Origin of the sequence: Flavobacterium sp. WC2430, from assembly GCF_040822075.1 — a bacterium.
Taxonomy (GTDB): Bacteria; Bacteroidota; Bacteroidia; order Flavobacteriales; family Flavobacteriaceae; genus Flavobacterium.
In genome coordinates this window covers 2,501,339-2,518,859 of sequence record NZ_CP162007.1, presented here as the reverse complement: position 1 = coordinate 2,518,859, position 17,521 = coordinate 2,501,339, and the positions used below count along the sequence as shown (strand labels likewise).

Below are 17,521 nucleotides of genomic sequence, written 5' to 3'. Positions count from 1 at the left end.
GTTGAAAAAATACTTACAAAAGAGTTTAAGGTTATTTATTTGGATAGTAGGAACAATTTTTAGCTTGTTTTTAATACTACTAATCCTCATACAAATTCCTTCGGTACAAAACGTTGCGAAACAAAAAGTGGTAGCCTATATCCAAGAAAAAATTCAAACTAAAGTTTCCATAAACCATTTAAAAATTGAGTTTCCTAAAAAAATAATCCTGGAAGGCATTTATTTTGAAGGTCAAAAAAAAGATACGCTTTTGGCTGGTAAAAAAATAGCAGTTGATATTAGTATGTGGCAACTAATAAATAATACGGTTGCTATTAATTCTATTGATTTAAATGGAATCACGGTAAATATAAACCGAAATACAACAGGAGATTTTAATTTCGATTATATAATCAAAGCTTTTGCGTCCCCAGATAAACAACCCAAAGACAGTACACCAATGATTTTTTCATTGGATGAAGTCAATCTAGACACCATAAACCTAAAATATACTGATGCATTTTCTAAAAATGATTTAACACTAAAACTAAGGCATTTAGAAACGAGAATCAAAACTTTTGATTTGGAAGAAATGAATTTTGAGGTTCCTAAAATCAAAATCAAAGGATTGAAGTTAAAGCTAAAACAAGGAATTCCAAAAGAAATTACCAGTGTAGCAAATAGTACAGCATCTAAATCGAATTTCAACATTGGACTAGGAGAAGTAGATTTGTCTAAAATTGCCATTGACTACCAAGATGAAAAAAGTAAATTAACCACTACCCTTTCCTTAAAAAAACTATTGGTAAAATTTGATAAAACAGATATCAACAACCAATTTTTATTAATTGATAAAGTTTCGCTAGCCGATGCCGAAGGAAATTTAGCATTTGGAAAGCTAAAAGAAATAGTTGCTACTAGTACACCAGCTACTGATTCTAATAATTGGGAAGTAAAAATAAGGGAACTTAGTTTAAAAAGAGTGGGTTTTATTTATGACAATTATAATGCTACTGTCCTAGAAAAAGGGATTGATTACAACCATCTGAAATTTTCATCCTTAAGTACCGAAGCTAGAAACTTCCGTTATAGCCCCATCAGTATTTCTGCAAATATTGACTCATTCAAAGGGAAGGAAAAAAGTGGGTTAAATATACTCGCTTTAAAATCGGATGTGTTCTATGGAAGAAAGAATGCTTTCTTTAAAAATTTATATCTCAAAACTCCCCAAACCCAATTACAAAACGAAATCCAAATTGGGTATGAATCCATAGCAAATATTTCGAAAAATTTAGGTGATCTAAGTCTGATTGCCAATTTGAAAAAAAGCAGTATTGGTTTTAAAGACATTTTAATTTTTGTTCCTACATTATCCACTACAAAGCCGTTTGATAGTAATCCTAACGCCATCCTTCTTATTGACAGTAAAGTCAGTGGGAAGCTCAATAACATAAAAATACCAAAACTAGAAGTAAGTGGCTTGGGAACGACTAAAGTAAATGCCAGTGGTACAATAACGGGTTTACCTGATGTCAATAAAGCGCATTTTGATTTGGTCATCAATGAATTCAAAACCACTTCTAAAGATATAAACGAATTTATTCCAAAAGGAACGATTCCTAATACCATTGCACTTCCGGCCGTATTTAATGCCGTAGGAAAATTTAAAGGAACGCTAAATGATTTCTATACCGATCTCGTTTTAGGGAGTAGTTATGGAAATGCTACTATTAAGGGGCAGTACAACCAACAAATTAAAAACAAAGAAAAGTACAATCTAGATACAGAACTGACTAATTTTGATTTAGGCAAATTGATAAAAAATAGTGATATTGGTAAAATCAGTTTAAATGCTACTATTAAAGGAACAGGTTTTGATCCCAAAACAGCAAATACATCCATAAGCGGGACCATTCAAAAACTATATTACAATAAATATACCTATCAAAACTTGGATTTAAAAGGCGCCATTCATAATGGTTTATTTAAAATAAATGCAAGCAGCCCTGATCCCAATCTTACTTTTGACTTAGTGAGCAGCGGTAGTTTTAAAGATAAATATCCCGCTGGTACCATTAACCTTAATATTGATATTGCTGACCTTGAAAAGTTAAACCTGCACGCTGGTCCACTAAAAATAAGAGGAACTGTACAAGCTGATATTCAATCAGCTGATCTGGATTACCTCAATGGTAAATTTACTGTTTTAAACTTAACCGTTGCTGATGAGGCAACGCAATATGTCACCGATTCCATTACTTTAATTGCCACTTCTACTGCTGATAAAAATACTTTGGATTTAAAATCTCCATTTATGACTGCTAGCGTAAACGGAAAATACAAACTATCTAAAATTGATGCAGCCTTGTCTCAGTCTATTTCAAAATATTATTCAACGGATTCATATTCGAAAACTAAAGCAGTTGAAAAACAGCAATTGGAATTCAAAATTGGAATTGCTGACAGTCCGCTTTTAGTGAAATTAATTCCTGATTTAAAGAGCCTAGAACCTATAGCTATTTCTGGAAGATACAATACCGTAAATGATTCTATTGTTTTGAATGCCGCCATCCCAAAAGTTATTTATGGAGGAAACACAGTGACAAATGCCGTTTTTAAAATAGATACTAAAGACAATTCTTTGGTATACAACTTAATGGTTGATGATTTACAAAACACTCAATTTCAACTGCCGTACACTTCCCTAACTGGTAAAATACAAAACAATACTGCCAATTATGTTTTACAATTAAAAGACTTAAAAGACAAAGAAAGGTATTTGATTGCTGGTACAGTTGAGGCTAAAAATGGAAATAATGACCTTCATTTTGATTCAAAAAACCTATTGCTTAATTACGAATCCTGGAATATAGATCCTGATAATGTAATCCGTTTTGGTCCTAAAGGATTGTATGCTAACCAGCTTAAACTAAGCAAAGACGGGAGTAGCATTGAACTGCAATCCGAATCTCAAAAAACAAATGCGCCACTGGCTATTAATTTCAAAGATTTTAAACTAGAGACGCTGACTAGCATTGCCGAAAAAAGTGACTTAACCATTAGTGGAACTACAAATGGTGCGGTTCTACTAAAAAATTTAAATCAAACGCCTGTTTTTACTTCTAATCTTACCATTTCTGATTTTGCATTTAAAAAAGACACCGTTGGGACAATCAATATTCAAGTGGATAATATCGTTGCCAACAGTTATAATGCAAAAGTAGCTATAACAGGTCAGGACAATCAAGTGAATTTAGATGGAACTTACAAAACAGGAAATGGTGCAATGGACTTCAACCTGGATATTGTAAAACTAAATCTGAAAAGCATTCAAGGATTTACATTGGATAACCTAAAAGAAAGCACTGGTTTTTTTAATGGTAAATTTAAAATAACAGGAACTACAGATCAACCTAAAATGATTGGTGACTTAAAATTGAATGATATCGGATTCAAAGTAACGCCACTCAACGCCACATTTAAGTCCATGAATGATGCTGTTTCGTTTACCAATGATGCCATTCTATTTGATCATTTTACCATTAAAGATGAGAAAGACAATGATTTAGTTATCAATGGAAAAATCAATAGTGCAAATTTCAATAATTTCGGTTTTGATCTAACATTAGATGCCACAAATTTCAAAGCCTTAAATTCCAAAGAGAAAGACAATCCTTTGTATTATGGAGAAGTATATTTAGACAACCATTTAAGAATAAAAGGAGATTTCAATAATCCTATTGTAGATGGAGATATAAAAGTAAATAAAGACACCAAACTGACTATTGTAATGCCACAATCGGATCCATCCATCGCGGATCGAGAAGGAATTGTGGAATTTATTGACCAAGACAATCCTTCGATGATTGAAACCATTGCTGTAGATGAAAATTTAAGTAAAACAGAAATAAAAGGAATCAATGCATCGGTCAATATAGAAGTCGATAAAGAGGCCGAATTATCTATTGTAATTGACAAATCCAATGGTGACTTTTTAAAATTAAAAGGAGAAGCGCAGTTAAATGGTGGAATTGATCCTTCAGGAAAAACGACATTAACAGGAAGATATGAGCTAAAAGAAGGAGCTTATGAAATGAATTTTAATTTTATCAAACGAAAATTCGATATTAAGAGCGGTAGTTATATTCTATGGACAGGCGAACCAACATCGGCAGATATTAATATAACTGCTGTTTACAAAAATCAGGCTGCTCCTATTGATCTTATTGATGACCAATTGACTAATGTTTCAGCAGAAGTAAGAAATACCTACAAACAAAAAATCCCTTTTGAAACCGAATTAAAAATGACTGGGGAGCTAATGAAACCCGTCATCAGTTTTGATATTATTTTGCCCGATGGAAACAATAGTGTATCCACCGAAATTATCAATACAACTCAAGCTAAATTAACGCAATTGCGTCAGCAACCAGACGAACTCAACAAGCAAGTATTTGCGTTACTGCTATTGAATCGTTTTATAGGTGAAAATCCTTTTGCTAGTGAAGCTGGTGGTAGTTCTTTGACATCCATAGCGCGACAAAGTGCCAGTAAAATCCTATCGCAACAACTGAACAATTTGGCCGGAAACTTAATTAGCGGTGTCGAATTGAATTTTGATTTAAATTCAACCGAAGATTATACCACCGGACAACTTGAAAATAAAACCGATTTGAATGTAGGGATTTCTAAAAAATTACTGAACGATCGATTGAAAGTAACCGTTGGGAGCAGTTTTGGGCTGGAAGGGCCACAACAAACCAATGAAACTAACAATAACATTGCGGGTGACGTATCTGTTGAATATCAATTGTCTAAAGATGGACGATACAAGTTAAAAGCCTACCGTTTAAACAAATACCAAGTGGCACTGCAAGGACAAGTAATAGAAACAGGAATTGCTTTTATTATCACTTTAGATTACAATCATTTTAAAGAATTATTTCAAAAAAGTAAAACTCAAAAAGAGAAAAACAAAAAGAAATAATGAATCCTACCTATAGTATTATGAAAAACAAAGCGCCACTACTCTATTTTCTTTTTGTCATCCTGTTCCTATCTGGATGCAGTGGTACTAAATATTTACCCGAAGGAGAACTGCTTTATACAGGTGCAAAAATTAAAATAGAAGGAAATGAACCTGCTAAAAAGGAACGCAAAGCACTAAAATCAGAATTAGAGCTTTTGGTAAGGCCAAAACCCAACTCTTCCTTTCTAGGGATGAGGCCCAAACTGTTCTTTTATAATTTGGCGGGACAGCCAAAAAAAGAAAAAGGAATTCGCTACTGGATCAAAACCAAACTAGGGGAAGCACCAGTTTTATACAGTAAAGTAGATCTAGAATACAACAAAAGTGTTTTACAAAACTATAGTGAAAACAAAGGGTATTTCAATGTAAAATCCAGTGCTGATTCCACGAGAGCGGGAAAAAAAGCAAAAGCGACGTATACTGTTACACCAAACAAACGTTACTTTATTAGAGAAGTAAAATTTCCCGAAGATTCATCGGCTGTGGCTGCAGCAGTGCGTAAAACGCAAAGACGCTCTTTATTAAAAAAAGGAGAAGGATACAGTTTAGAAGTTATTAAAACCGAAAGAGAGCGAATTGATACCCGACTCAAAGAAAAAGGATTCTATTATTTCAATCCTGATTATTTGCTCGTACAGGTAGACAGTACAGTAGCCGATCATCAAGTAGATTTGATTGTGAAGATAAAAACAGATGCGCCCCAACTGTCCAAAGAGCAATACAAGATCAATAAAGTGGTCGTGTATCCTAATTATTCCATTAATACAGATAATGCCTCCAGCAACAGTGATTCAATTGTTCATTACAAGGATTTTACGATTATAGATAACGAACATTTATTTAATCCCAGCATTTTTGACCGAACGCTTTATTTTAAAAAAGGGGATTATTACAACCGCACCAACCACAATTTATCTTTAAATCGATTAGTCAATTTAGGCACTTTCAAGTTTGTAAAAAACCAGTTTAAAGTAGCCGATACGATAAGTAATTATCTCGATGCCTATTATTATTTGACTCCTTTGCCTAAGAAATCCATTCGTGTAGAAGTGTTGGCCAAAACCAATTCAGCTAATTATACCGGGACTGAACTCAATGTAAACTGGAGCAATCGCAATTTATGGAAAGGAGCGGAACAGCTTACAATTTCGGCTTTTGGTGGCGTTGAAGTACAGGTATCTGGACAAAATAATGGGTTTAATGTATACCGTTTTGGAACAGAGGCTAATTTAATTTGGCCGCGCCTTATTGCCCCTTTTAAATTTCAATCTTCCAGTGGTTTTGTTCCAAAAACAAAAGCAACACTAGGATATGAGTTTCAAAACAGAACCAAATTATATTCCTTGCAAACCCTCAAAGGTTCTTTTGGATATTTATGGAAAGAGAATGAACGCAAAGAACACTTGTTGAATGTCACTGAGATCACCTTTGCCAGTCCACAAAACGTGACGCCTTTGTATCGCGAACAAATTGCTGCCAATGCATCACTTGGAAAAGTAATCGAAAAACAATTGATTTTTGGTCCTACTTACTCCTATACGTATACTAATACCATGGAGAAAAGAAAAAAGAATACCTTTTATTACAAGGGAAGTATTGACCTCGCTGGGAATATAACAGGATTACTATCCGGTGCTAATATAAAATCAGGAGATACCGTTAAAGTATTTAAGGTACCATTTAGTCAATTTATAAAAGTAGAAAATGAATTCAGGCATTACCTAAAATTAGGTGCCGAATCACAACTCGCTACTAGAATTATCGTGGGAGCAGGTTTTGCTTATGGCAACTCAAATGAAATGCCATTCATCAAACAATTTTTTAATGGTGGTACGAATAGTATTAGAGCCTTTAGAGCACGCTCTATTGGCCCTGGAACCTTTGATGGATCAACGAATGCCAATACCTTTTTACCGGATCAATCAGGAGATTTAAAACTTGAATTCAATACAGAGTATAGAGCAAAAATTTACGGATTGGTTAAAGGAGCTTTGTTCATGGATGCCGGAAATATATGGCTTTTAAAAGACAACATAGACAAACCGGGCGCCAAATTCTCTAAAGACTTTTTAAACGAACTCGCTGTGGGTGTAGGTGCTGGATTGCGATTTGATTTCTCGTTTCTGGTCCTGAGAACGGATCTTGCTTTTCCTATACGTAAACCGTACTTGCCCGATGGTCAACGCTGGGTATTGGACAAAGTAAATTTTGGAAGTGGCTCTTGGCGAAATGACAATTTAGTATTTAATCTGGCTATTGGATATCCATTTTAGACCTATTACTTTAATTACCAATAGCTTCAAAATCTACAATGCCTTTTTTTTATTTGATCTATTAAAGAATAATCATAATAAAACCTTAAAACACAATAATTATTACATCTTTGTTGCTGTTAAAGGCAATTCATTGCTAATTTCAATTATATTTGTTTAAAAAAATTCGCAACATATGGAAGAGTGTATTTCAGTTTTTGACATGCTTAAAATTGGTATTGGACCATCAAGTTCCCATACTTTAGGCCCATGGCGTGCCGCTGAACGCTTCTTGCAAGAATTGAAAGAGGAAAACCTTTTACCTACTGTTACGCGAATTAAAACTAACTTATATGGCTCCTTGTCGTTAACAGGCAAAGGGCATGCGACTGACTTGGCAGTGATGCTAGGACTTAGCGGTCAAGACCCAGAATATATTCCGGTGGAAAACATCGATGGAATTATAAAAATCATTAAAGATACCCACCTAATCAATTTAGGAAATCAATATCCAATACCCTATCAGTTCGCTGATGATATTAGGTTCAATAAAGAGTTTCTTCCTTTTCATTCTAATGGGATGACATTTACTGCTTTTATTGGAAACGAGATTGCATATGAGGCTACCTACTACTCCATCGGTGGTGGATTTGTAGTAAAAGAAGAACGCATTAATGCCAAGGAAAAAATCAAAATTAAATGTGCTTTCCCTTACATGATCAATAATGCGGCTGAGCTATTAGTCTTTTGCAAAAGCGAAAATAAAAGCATTTCGGAGATTGTTTATGAAAACGAAAAATCCATGCGCACGGAGGAAGTAATCGATCATGAATTGATGCGCATCTGGAACACCATGCTCGAATGTATGTACATAGGATGTCATACTTCAGGAATCCTTCCAGGTGGTCTAAATGTGCGTCGCAGGGCGTTTGACATGCATCAAAATTTAATCGGATTGTCTAATTATAGTGATCCACAAACTTGGTTAGAACAAATACGCTTGACCGAAGTGAAGTTTCGCCAAATCCTAAAATGGGTAAGCTGTTTTGCCTTGGCCGTAAACGAAGTCAATGCTGCACTAGGCCGCATTGTAACCGCACCTACAAATGGTAGTGCTGGAGTAATTCCGTCCGTTTTAATGTATTATTTGGTAATTGAAAACCACAATGCGGGCCCAAAAGAAATCAAACAATTTTTACTGGTGGCTGGAGAAATAGGCAGTATTTTCAAAAAAGGCTCCACTATATCAGCCGCTATGGGTGGTTGCCAAGCCGAAATAGGCGTATCATCGGCTATGGCCGCAGCGGCACTTTGTGAACTCATGGGTGGAACACCCGAACAAGTATTGATGGCCGCCGAAATTGCCATGGAGCACCACCTAGGATTGACCTGTGACCCTATAGGTGGTTTAGTCCAAATTCCATGTATCGAACGCAATACGATGGGTGCTATAAAAGCCATCAATGCCGCCGAACTCGCCCTTGAAACCGACCCAAAAAACGCCAAAGTACCATTGGACAAAGTAGTCGATACCATGTGGCAAACCGCTAAGGACATGAACAATAAGTACAAAGAAACTTCGGAGGGCGGATTAGCAATCGCAGTGAATATGGCCGATTGTTAATCGTTGTTCGTTGACCGTTGTTCGATGCACGTTGCTCGTTGTTCGTTAGTAGTTGATCTATCTTGCGATGGACGGTAAACGGCGGACAGTTTTCGTTGACCGATTTTCGTTATTCGTTATTCGTTGTTTGCAATCTTCTTGCGATGGACGGTAAACGATGGACGATTTTCGTTGTTCGATGCCCGTTGACCTATATTCATTTTAGCTAATTAATAATTATAATTTGTCCTGCGATGGACGGTAAACGGTAAATGATTTTCACAATCTCCTATTTTTGGGCGTGCCCCAGCTTCCACTCCGTTGCAGCAGCGTCAGGCTCTACGCTACAATCTCCCGAAAAAAATCGGGAGGATTTCCACTTTGATCCTTCACGCAAGATCCCCTTTTGCGACAGCGAAAACAGGCATTTTTAACTATTCGAAATAAAATTCATCATAGACCATTCAAAATCAATAAATTATATGATATTATTTAAAATAAAGTAGTATTTTAGTTACTTCATATACGCCTTATGCAAATAATTGTAAAAAAGATATGGCATCGCGATGCAGATCGAATCGGACTTTTTTTTACCTATGATAGTGGGACTATTTCTCAATTAAAAAAATTGGGAGGAATCTATAGCCAGTCGCTCCGTTGTTGGTATTTTGATTACAATGCTGTAAATTACAAGCTCATAAGTCAAACCTTTGATGATTTGGTTATTGACAACCCAAAAAAGACTAAAACGCAACCGCTGGCCGGCCTTACCATAGGCCGTGACCTTCCAGCCATAGCCACAGGCAACCTTCAGTTAGATTCGGCACCCATGCTGAATAATCCTGAACATATAGCGAAAACAAATTCGTTAGCACCCAACATGCGTTTAGAATTACTGCCCAATTTAGGTAAGTATTGGGTTTTCAAGATGCAGTATTATCAGGCAATAAGCAGGCAATTATTGGCCACAAAAGGAGTCTATTGGAATGCCAATTATAAGGTTTACATGGTCCTAAGGAACACTAATGTAAAATTGCAAGTTGAAAAAATACTTGGCGCATCCTCTTTTTTTCCTGAAAATGATTCTTACAAAAGCGAAACGGTCTTTACATCTGAATCGATTATAGTAAAACCACATCCAGAAGACCCGAAATGGATGGAAGTGTATGTACCACCATTTCTTGTATTGCGAGAAAAAATAAAACGGTTCTCGATGGCACGTTTTAGCACCATCAAAGACTGTTATGGAATAACTACAAAATTTGTGACTAATTTACTCAAGCCGCTATTTTAAATAAATCTCTCAACTCTATTTCTTTTTGCAAGGGTGTTTTATAACCTAAACTAGAATGTAATCTTTGTGTATTGTACCACTGTATATAATCAGATGTACAATCATATAATTGCTGATATGTATTAAATTTATACCTATATAAACATTCATATTTTATTGTTTTAAAAAAACTTTCAGCTACAGCATTATCCCAACAATTTCCTTTTCTACTCATGCTTTGAGTAGTTTTAGTATTTTTATCTAATATTTGATTCATTTTTTTAGAAGCATATTGTACACCTCTATCAGAATGAAAGATATGATCTGGAGTTGTTTTTCTAGTATTCTTAGCTAATAACCAAGCTTTATAGATGGTGTTTTCAACTGTCATATCTTCGCTTAATGTCCATCCAATAATTTTTCTATCTGCTAGATCCATTATTGTTGTTAGGTAATTCCACTGGTCATTAACTCTAACATAAGTAATATCTGACACCCATTTTTGTCCTAATTGATTACTTGTAAAATCTCTATTCAGTATATTTTTTGCAATTGGATAAGTATGATTAGAATCTGTTGTAATAATAAATTTTCTTTTTAAAACACTTCTCAATCCTAGTTTTTTCATCAAAAACGCAATGTAAGAACGAGAATAATATAAATGACTTTGTTCTAACTTCTTTTGTATTCTATAACTACCATAAATCTCTTTGTTTTCATAAAATACCTGCTCAATTTTTTCCATTAAAACTAATGTGTCAGATTTTTTATAATCTAATAAAGAGCTTTTTAACCAATGATAATAAGCATTTTTACTGACTTTCATACAGTAACACATCTTCTCAACAGGATATTGATTCTTATTTTCAGAAATGAATTTATACCTTATCTGTCGTTCTTGGAAAAGATGCTCACCGCCTTTTTTAGAATATCTCGTTCTAATTTAACATCTTGAAGCTCTTTCTTTAGTTTCTTTAATTCGACTTCTACAGCAGATAGTTCAATTTTCTTAGAAAAATCTCCTGATTTCGAATCAAACTCTCTTCGCCACCTTCGTAGCATACTGTCATTTAAACCATATTCTTCACTAATCTCTTTTAGCGATTTACCAGACTTTAATAATTCTACAATCATAATTTTAAAGTCGTTTGCATAAACTTTTCCCATAATTCAAATATACTATTTATGGGCTTAATTATTTAGTCACAACAAAGATAGACACTCCACCAGTTTAGAGATCCTCACACCATTACACAAAAAGAAATCATAAAATACTTGGCTTCCATTATGGAGCGCGGTTTATCAGCCTCCTCCGGACACAATATGGTGAATGCTTTATTATTTTATTATCAGCAAATTGAACATCAAAAAGGCTTTGAACTAAAAATTCCTCGACCAAAAAGTGAAAAAAAATTACCGGCAGTATTAACCATGGAAGAATGTCTACAAATTTTTAGAGCTGTAGATAACCCAAAACACAAATTATTATTGTTAATAGGCTATGGTGCAGGATTACGCGTTAGTGAGATTGTAACTCTAGAGTGGCGCGATATATTATTTGCCGAGCATAAAATTCATATTAAAAATGCCAAGGGCAAGAAAGACCGCCTGGTAATGTTGCCCTACTCTATTGTAAGTTCATTAGAGCTTTATAAGACATTATACGAACCCAATAAATATGTTTTTGAAGGGCAATATGCAGGGGAACCCTACAGCATTGGTAGTGCGCAATCAGTAATGCGACAAGCACTAAAAAAATCAGGCTTATCCAAAAGTGCTACTGTACATACCTTACGCCATAGTTTTGCTACCCATTTACTAGAAAATGGAACTGATATTAGATACATTCAAAAATTCTTAGGTCATGCTAGTATTAAAACGACTACAATATACACGCATGTTTCAAAAATGGCTGCTGATAAGATACTCAGTCCATTAGATCGCTTGGTGGATGAAAATAACAAGAAAAAACTGAAAGATTGATCAAAAACATCCAAAAAGATGTATATATTTGATGTTATATACAAGTTGTGCGTCAGCTTGAGAAACCGAACCGAAAACTTAAACATTAATTAAAAAGAAATATGAAGCCAATTAATTTTTTTATTGAAAAATCAGAATCGTTTATAGAAAAACTAAACTCTATAAAATTAGTTGAATACCAATTAGGCGACACAACTAAAGACATATATGGAGAAAGTGATGCTGTAAGTAATTCAGAATATGAAAACCAACAAAGTGAATTATATGAAATTAAATTTCAAATTAAATTAATGTTATCTGAATTTGATAATGGAACATTATTTAGCGAAAGATTAGATAATTATAAATCGAAATCTTTTTTTAGCAATGAACCATTAAAAAATAGTTTGGTTAAAAACACACAACTTTTTTTAGATTTTTTAAATGAATATAGAGTTTAACTTCTTAAATATTCAATAGATTTATTAAATTCTAAACCTAAAATTTCTTTATGTTTTGATAATTCAGAAATTATAAAATCAACATCTTCTAAAAAAACATTTTTTAGATTAATTGAAAGGCTTGTGATTGGAACTCCATTTTTAAAAGATTTGTTTAGTGTAATTTTACCTTTTAAATCTTCAAAACCTAATTCTAATAATGATTCTTGTCTTTTTTGTTTAACTAACATAATTTATATTTTTAAAATTGTTAAAGCTTAAAATCGGTGCTAAAACTAAACCGAAAATTGTAACCGAGAAAAAATTGAGGCGAAAAGCCGAACGCACAACACACGTTTGTACTTACTGTGAGTTTATTGGAATTGCCGTTTCGCATCATAATTCTGCAAAGCAGAAAATTGAAAGGTTACGAAGTCCACAGCAAGTACAAGCGTGGGAACGTTACTGTGTATGATCTGCCGAATTTTGCGCTGAAAAATCAGAATAAAATCATTAAGCAGAAAATATTTAGGTATCATTTAAGTGATGCAGTTTGCATCCAAATATATGTAGTAGAATCGAATCGCTAAGCAGAAAGTTATTCGTTTCAATGGAAATGATGCAGTTTGCGTCCAAATGGATTGTAGCGGAATAAATTGTGGCGCAGAAAATAATTAGGATCAATGAAAGTGATGCAGTTTGCGTCGAAATGTATTACGCCGAAAAACAGAAGTGGAATAGAATTTTAACAACAAAATCACACACAGTAACAACCATTTTGAGCTAGCTGCAGTTTAGTGGAATTACTTTTTCGCATCAAGTTTTCATAAAGCCGAAAATTGAGCGGTTACGAACTTCCAGCCATCTCAAAGTGGCAAAACGTCAAACTGTCTAAAAACCTCCCTCCCCGTTATTTTATCATTTGTATTAAAAATCGTTCAAAATATTTTGATAACTAACTGATTTTCTTTATCTTTAAGTATGTTTTTATACTGCTAAAAAAGATAGCTTATGAGTAAATTCATTTCTGGGACCAACAGAAACCAACTCCCTCTTTTTGCCTCATCCATCGATCAGGCCATTGCACAAGACAATCAAGTTAGACTCATTGATCTTTTTGTAGATAGTCTTAAATTACCAGATTTTGGATTCGATTTCCAATTTGTCGAAAACGGCAGACCTGCCTATCATCCTTCCGATTTACTTAAACTCTTTATTTACGGCTACCTCAATAGAATGCGTTCCTCCCGTGCTCTAGAAAAAGAATGTGCTCGTAATATTGAATTGATGTGGCTCATCAAAGGGTTAGCTCCAGATCATAATACCATTGCCAATTTCAGAAAAGACAATCCTAAAGCCATTGCTCGTGTTTTTCGTGCTACAGTAAAAATGGCTGCACACTTTGAACTCATTGGCGGAAGCCTTGTCGCTGGAGACAGTACTAAACTAAGAGCTCAAAACTCCAAGAAAAACAATTTCAATCCAGCTAAAATTGAGCGTCATATTGCATACATCGATGCACGATTGGAAGAATACAATACGGCTCTCGCCAAAGAGGATGCCGATGAAGTTGAGAAAGAAAAAATTCTAAAGAAGGTTAAAAAACATTCCTTTCAAAAACAAAAATATATCGAATATCAAAAGATTATTGACACCACTGGGGTAACTCAAATCTCTACTTCAGACCCTGATAGTCGCCAAATTATGACCAGAAATAATATCTCGGAAGTGGCTTATACCGTACAAACCACAGTAGATGCGCTGCACAATATCCCGATTGATTTTAAAGTCACTAACGAAAATGATTCTAAAGCTATGGGCGGTATGTTGCGTCGCACTAAAGCCATTTTAGGACACAATGATTTTACCGCCATTTATGACAAAGGCTATCACACAGGTAGCGAATTTCAATATGCTAATCGACTGGGAATTGACGTATTAGTTGCCATTCCTGGCGTATCAGCTCACGCACCAGATATAGCTTTTGATGTAGAGCATTTTAAATACAATAAAGACAACGATACTTATATTTGCCCCGCAAATCAAACACTGAACTCCAACGCAAACTGGTACAATAAAACAAACGGTAAGTCAATCACTAAAATGAAGCATTACAAAACAAATGCTTGTATGAGTTGTACCTTTTTTAATAAATGTACCAAAAACAAAAAAGGAAGACTCATCGAGAGATCCCAGTATGCCGATTTGATTTATGAAAACAAAGTGAGAATCGAGAATAATTATGAAGTATATCGCAGACGACAAGCCATAGTAGAACATCCTTATGGAGTAATCAAACGCCAATGGGACTTCTATTATATTATGACCAAGAAAACCATTAAACATGCCTCCGCTGATGTAGGACTCATCTTCACAGCCTACAACCTCAAGAGAATATTCAACTTAATTGACCAAAATGAATTAAAACAGTACCTAAAAACTGTGGCTTTATTTTTTGTTGTAATAAAGCCACTTTTTAAAGCTTTTTACGGTTCTTTTATAGTATTACCAATCCAATTCCTTTTTTACAAAAAGAAGCTAATTGTAATCTAAATCGTCTATATTTACTTTATAATTAATACAAAACAACGTTGTTTGCAGGTTATTAGACGAACTGCCGTTAGCGGCAATGTCAATAACTTGACGCTAAAAATATTATGCATATGATTACCCTAGAAAAACTGAAAATTTATGACAAGTATGCAGGAGACGAAGATTATCTTGCAAGATTGGGGAGCCAAAAAGAATTAGAACTATTTAAACAAAATTCAGATTGGTTTGAAATAAATAATTTCAAGCAAGACATGCATTTAATTTCGCAAAACTTAACATCAGAAAAATATATAGAAAGTGTAATTGGAAGAATGAAAATTTTATGTGACAATCAAACCTTTGACATTATTACTAAATCAATTCTGTGACTTAAAAAGACAATGGAAGAACTAATTTTAATTGCTGAAAAACTTATCGAAAAGAAAAAGAGCTTAACAAAAGTTGGGACCGACGAAAGTGGTTGGTCTACTTATTATGTGGATGAAGATTCAAGAAAATGGGTTGAAGAATATCCAAATTCAGAAAATCATGGCGGAGGTTTGCCACAATTGAGATTACTCGATCACTTACCCTGGGAATAAAGATTTAATGTAAAGACACATCCGCTAACAGCCATTTTGAGCTAGCTGGAGTTTAGTGGAATTACGATTTCGCATCACGTTTTCGTTAAGCCGAAAACTGAAAGGTTACGAACTTCCAGCCATCTCAAAGTGGCATAACGTTGGCAAGCATATTATGAAAAAACTGAAAACAACATTTATCCTACTAATAATATTTTTCGCAAGTTGTGAAAAGAAACTTAGCGAATTAGATTTTGAGAAAAATGTAATGACCGAAATTTTTCCTGTTTTGGTTGATTCTATTTGTGTTGATTGCAGAATTATGATTCCACCGCCAAAAATTGGAGAGTCAATTTTTAATAAAGAAGGAAGATATGTTAGGACTGACACTACTAAAGCAACTAAAGAAGAAAAAATAGAGTTTGACAAATGGAAAAACAACCGAATTGCAATTGAAAAAGATACATCTAAAGTAATTGTCGCCTTTGCTCCTACATTAAGAAAAATAAGAGAAAGTGTAAAAGGTGATTTTGAAAAACATTTTCAAAATTCTAAACTCTACGAACCAAAAAATGAAGTTGTTACAGAATATAATTTTGAATTCCAAAACATAAAATTAAACAATAAATTTGTACTGAAGAATTTAAACGATTTTCCAAAAGAAAGAGGTGAAATTTGGACGACTAAATATAATTTTATTTTTTCGGGTGTTTTAGATTTTACGAGAATACAATTTGATGAAAATAAAATATACGGTATTTTAGACGCTGGTTTTGGATGCGGAAGTAAATTTGGTCAAGGATTCCGAATTTATATAAAAAAACAAAACAATAAATGGAAGATTGATAAAATTGAACCGACTTGGATTTCATAAAAATACGCATGCCAACAGCTGTTTTGAGCTAGCTGGAATTTAGTGGAATTACCTATTTAAATCACACTGAAATTGAATACAAGTTAAGATAGATACGGTTTAAGTTACCAGCCTTCATTAAATCCATTTTTTAGTGCCAACTGGTATTTATCTAAATCAAATTTATACAAATCGGGTGCTTTGTGGGCCCCTCCTTTTCTACTTTCGTCTAGTTTTTCAAGGATATCATAACGCAGCATTTTTCGATAAAAATTACCGCGATTTAATTTTTTACCCAAAATAATCTCATACAACTTTTGAAGTTCAGGCATGGTAAATTTTTCAGGCAGTAAACTATGCCCAATAGGTTTATGATTTAATTGTCGGCGAAGCGTTTCCAATGCTTTATCAAAAATACTCCTGTGATCCATCATAAAAAGGGGTAATTCCTCAATTGCTTTCCATTCACAAGCATCGGAAATATCGTCCATAACCAAATTGACTTGGTGAAAATCTACTAAAGCATAAAATCCTACCGAAAGAAATCGCTGTTTATTCCATAGTGTATCTGGAAATTCGTCAAAAATACCAGCTGACCGATTTAGATCACTAAAAACTTTAAATTCCTGTAAGTAAATGTTTTCAGCACCTGTTCTACTAAACAGGATTCTATTAGCTGCTTGTTTCAAATTTTCTGTTTTTAAAACATATCCCCCAGGAAGCGCCCAAAGATCTTTTTCTTTCAATCTTGTAAGCAATACTTTTAAGATGCCATCATGAAATCCAAAAACGACACAATCAACAGATAAATTTGGAATATAAATATCCCAAGCTTCATTTGACTTCTCTTCTATTATTTTATTAAATTCCATTTTTTCAAGTTGGTTGCGAAAATACGAAATAGATTATAATTTTTACTTTAAAAACTGATAATCAAAAAATAAACTCCTTTTTTTTTACAAATATTTAAAAAAAAATAATTAATATTGCTTCATATTGAAGCAATAAAAACTATTT

General features: G+C 33.9%; 13 protein-coding genes. 10 read left to right on the top strand and 3 right to left on the bottom strand.

Annotated features, from left to right (window positions below; all coding sequences use genetic code 11):
• Position 1 precedes the first annotated feature (1 nt).
• The 4 genes from AB3G36_RS11010 (at position 2) to AB3G36_RS10995 (ending at position 10,157) form a co-directional block, all read left to right on the top strand.
• Entirely contained in the window at positions 2–4,966 is a 4,965-nt protein-coding gene (locus tag AB3G36_RS11010) for a translocation/assembly module TamB domain-containing protein (protein WP_367752684.1), read from the top strand.
• Positions 4,966–7,281: a BamA/TamA family outer membrane protein gene (locus AB3G36_RS11005; RefSeq protein WP_367752682.1), complete on the top strand. Its 2,316-nt coding sequence runs from the start codon at positions 4,966–4,968 to the stop codon at positions 7,279–7,281. The genes AB3G36_RS11010 and AB3G36_RS11005 overlap by 1 nt, the downstream gene beginning before the upstream one ends.
• Positions 7,282–7,456: 175 nt before the next feature.
• Positions 7,457–8,884, top strand: coding sequence for an L-serine ammonia-lyase (locus AB3G36_RS11000; RefSeq protein ID WP_367752680.1), 1,428 nt, complete (start codon positions 7,457–7,459; stop codon positions 8,882–8,884).
• Between the two features lie 511 nt (positions 8,885–9,395).
• Positions 9,396–10,157, top strand: a complete 762-nt coding sequence (locus AB3G36_RS10995; protein ID WP_367752678.1) for a hypothetical protein — start codon at positions 9,396–9,398, stop codon at positions 10,155–10,157.
• Here the strand turns inward: AB3G36_RS10995 and AB3G36_RS10990 are convergent.
• A protein-coding gene (locus AB3G36_RS10990) for an IS3 family transposase (RefSeq protein WP_367752676.1) occupies positions 10,141–11,303 on the bottom strand; the annotation gives its coding sequence in 2 pieces (ribosomal slippage) (positions 10,141–11,063 and positions 11,063–11,303; 1,164 coding nt in all). The two genes, AB3G36_RS10995 and AB3G36_RS10990, sit on opposite strands and share 17 nt — an antisense overlap.
• Positions 11,304–11,423: 120 nt before the next feature.
• Between AB3G36_RS10990 and AB3G36_RS10985 the strand changes: the two genes are divergently transcribed.
• Together AB3G36_RS10985 and AB3G36_RS10980 are read left to right on the top strand one after the other, a co-directional pair.
• Positions 11,424–12,119: a tyrosine-type recombinase/integrase gene (locus AB3G36_RS10985; RefSeq protein WP_367752675.1), complete on the top strand. Its 696-nt coding sequence runs from the start codon at positions 11,424–11,426 to the stop codon at positions 12,117–12,119.
• A 101-nt stretch (positions 12,120–12,220) separates the two neighbouring features.
• Positions 12,221–12,559, top strand: coding sequence for a hypothetical protein (locus tag AB3G36_RS10980; RefSeq protein ID WP_367752673.1), 339 nt, complete (start codon positions 12,221–12,223; stop codon positions 12,557–12,559).
• Here AB3G36_RS10980 and AB3G36_RS10975 read toward each other — a convergent pair.
• Positions 12,556–12,789 (bottom strand): hypothetical protein, encoded by a 234-nt coding sequence (locus tag AB3G36_RS10975; RefSeq protein WP_367752671.1) that lies wholly within the window; start codon positions 12,787–12,789, stop codon positions 12,556–12,558. The two genes, AB3G36_RS10980 and AB3G36_RS10975, sit on opposite strands and share 4 nt — an antisense overlap.
• A 760-nt stretch (positions 12,790–13,549) precedes the next feature.
• Between AB3G36_RS10975 and AB3G36_RS10970 the strand changes: the two genes are divergently transcribed.
• The 4 genes from AB3G36_RS10970 to AB3G36_RS10955 all read left to right on the top strand — a co-directional run bounded on the left by AB3G36_RS10970 (position 13,550) and on the right by AB3G36_RS10955 (position 16,525).
• Complete coding sequence (locus AB3G36_RS10970) at positions 13,550–15,091, top strand: IS1182 family transposase (protein WP_367752421.1); 1,542 nt, start codon at positions 13,550–13,552, stop codon at positions 15,089–15,091.
• A gap of 110 nt (positions 15,092–15,201) precedes the next feature.
• Positions 15,202–15,459: a hypothetical protein gene (locus AB3G36_RS10965; protein ID WP_367752669.1), complete on the top strand. Its 258-nt coding sequence runs from the start codon at positions 15,202–15,204 to the stop codon at positions 15,457–15,459.
• Positions 15,460–15,471: 12 nt separating this feature from the next.
• On the top strand, positions 15,472–15,672 hold the full coding sequence (locus tag AB3G36_RS10960) for an Imm27 family immunity protein (RefSeq protein WP_367752668.1): 201 nt from the start codon (positions 15,472–15,474) through the stop codon (positions 15,670–15,672).
• Positions 15,673–15,826: 154 nt separating this feature from the next.
• Positions 15,827–16,525: a hypothetical protein gene (locus AB3G36_RS10955; protein ID WP_367752666.1), complete on the top strand. Its 699-nt coding sequence runs from the start codon at positions 15,827–15,829 to the stop codon at positions 16,523–16,525.
• 104 nt (positions 16,526–16,629) lie between these two features.
• Here the strand turns inward: AB3G36_RS10955 and AB3G36_RS10950 are convergent, their stop codons facing one another.
• Positions 16,630–17,376, bottom strand: coding sequence for an NUDIX domain-containing protein (locus AB3G36_RS10950; protein ID WP_367752664.1), 747 nt, complete (start codon positions 17,374–17,376; stop codon positions 16,630–16,632).
• Positions 17,377–17,521: the final 145 nt, after the last annotated feature.

Coding starts and splice junctions, on each gene's coding strand:
- AB3G36_RS11005 (WP_367752682.1), top strand. CDS start 4,966: ATGAATCCTACCTATAGTATTATGAAAAACAAAGCGCCACTACTCTAT.
- AB3G36_RS11000 (WP_367752680.1), top strand. CDS start 7,457: ATGGAAGAGTGTATTTCAGTTTTTGACATGCTTAAAATTGGTATTGGA.
- AB3G36_RS10995 (WP_367752678.1), top strand. CDS start 9,396: ATGCAAATAATTGTAAAAAAGATATGGCATCGCGATGCAGATCGAATC.
- AB3G36_RS10985 (WP_367752675.1), top strand. CDS start 11,424: ATGGAGCGCGGTTTATCAGCCTCCTCCGGACACAATATGGTGAATGCT.
- AB3G36_RS10980 (WP_367752673.1), top strand. CDS start 12,221: ATGAAGCCAATTAATTTTTTTATTGAAAAATCAGAATCGTTTATAGAA.
- AB3G36_RS10975 (WP_367752671.1), bottom strand. CDS start 12,789: ATGTTAGTTAAACAAAAAAGACAAGAATCATTATTAGAATTAGGTTTT.
- AB3G36_RS10970 (WP_367752421.1), top strand. CDS start 13,550: ATGAGTAAATTCATTTCTGGGACCAACAGAAACCAACTCCCTCTTTTT.
- AB3G36_RS10965 (WP_367752669.1), top strand. CDS start 15,202: ATGATTACCCTAGAAAAACTGAAAATTTATGACAAGTATGCAGGAGAC.
- AB3G36_RS10960 (WP_367752668.1), top strand. CDS start 15,472: ATGGAAGAACTAATTTTAATTGCTGAAAAACTTATCGAAAAGAAAAAG.
- AB3G36_RS10955 (WP_367752666.1), top strand. CDS start 15,827: ATGAAAAAACTGAAAACAACATTTATCCTACTAATAATATTTTTCGCA.
- AB3G36_RS10950 (WP_367752664.1), bottom strand. CDS start 17,376: ATGGAATTTAATAAAATAATAGAAGAGAAGTCAAATGAAGCTTGGGAT.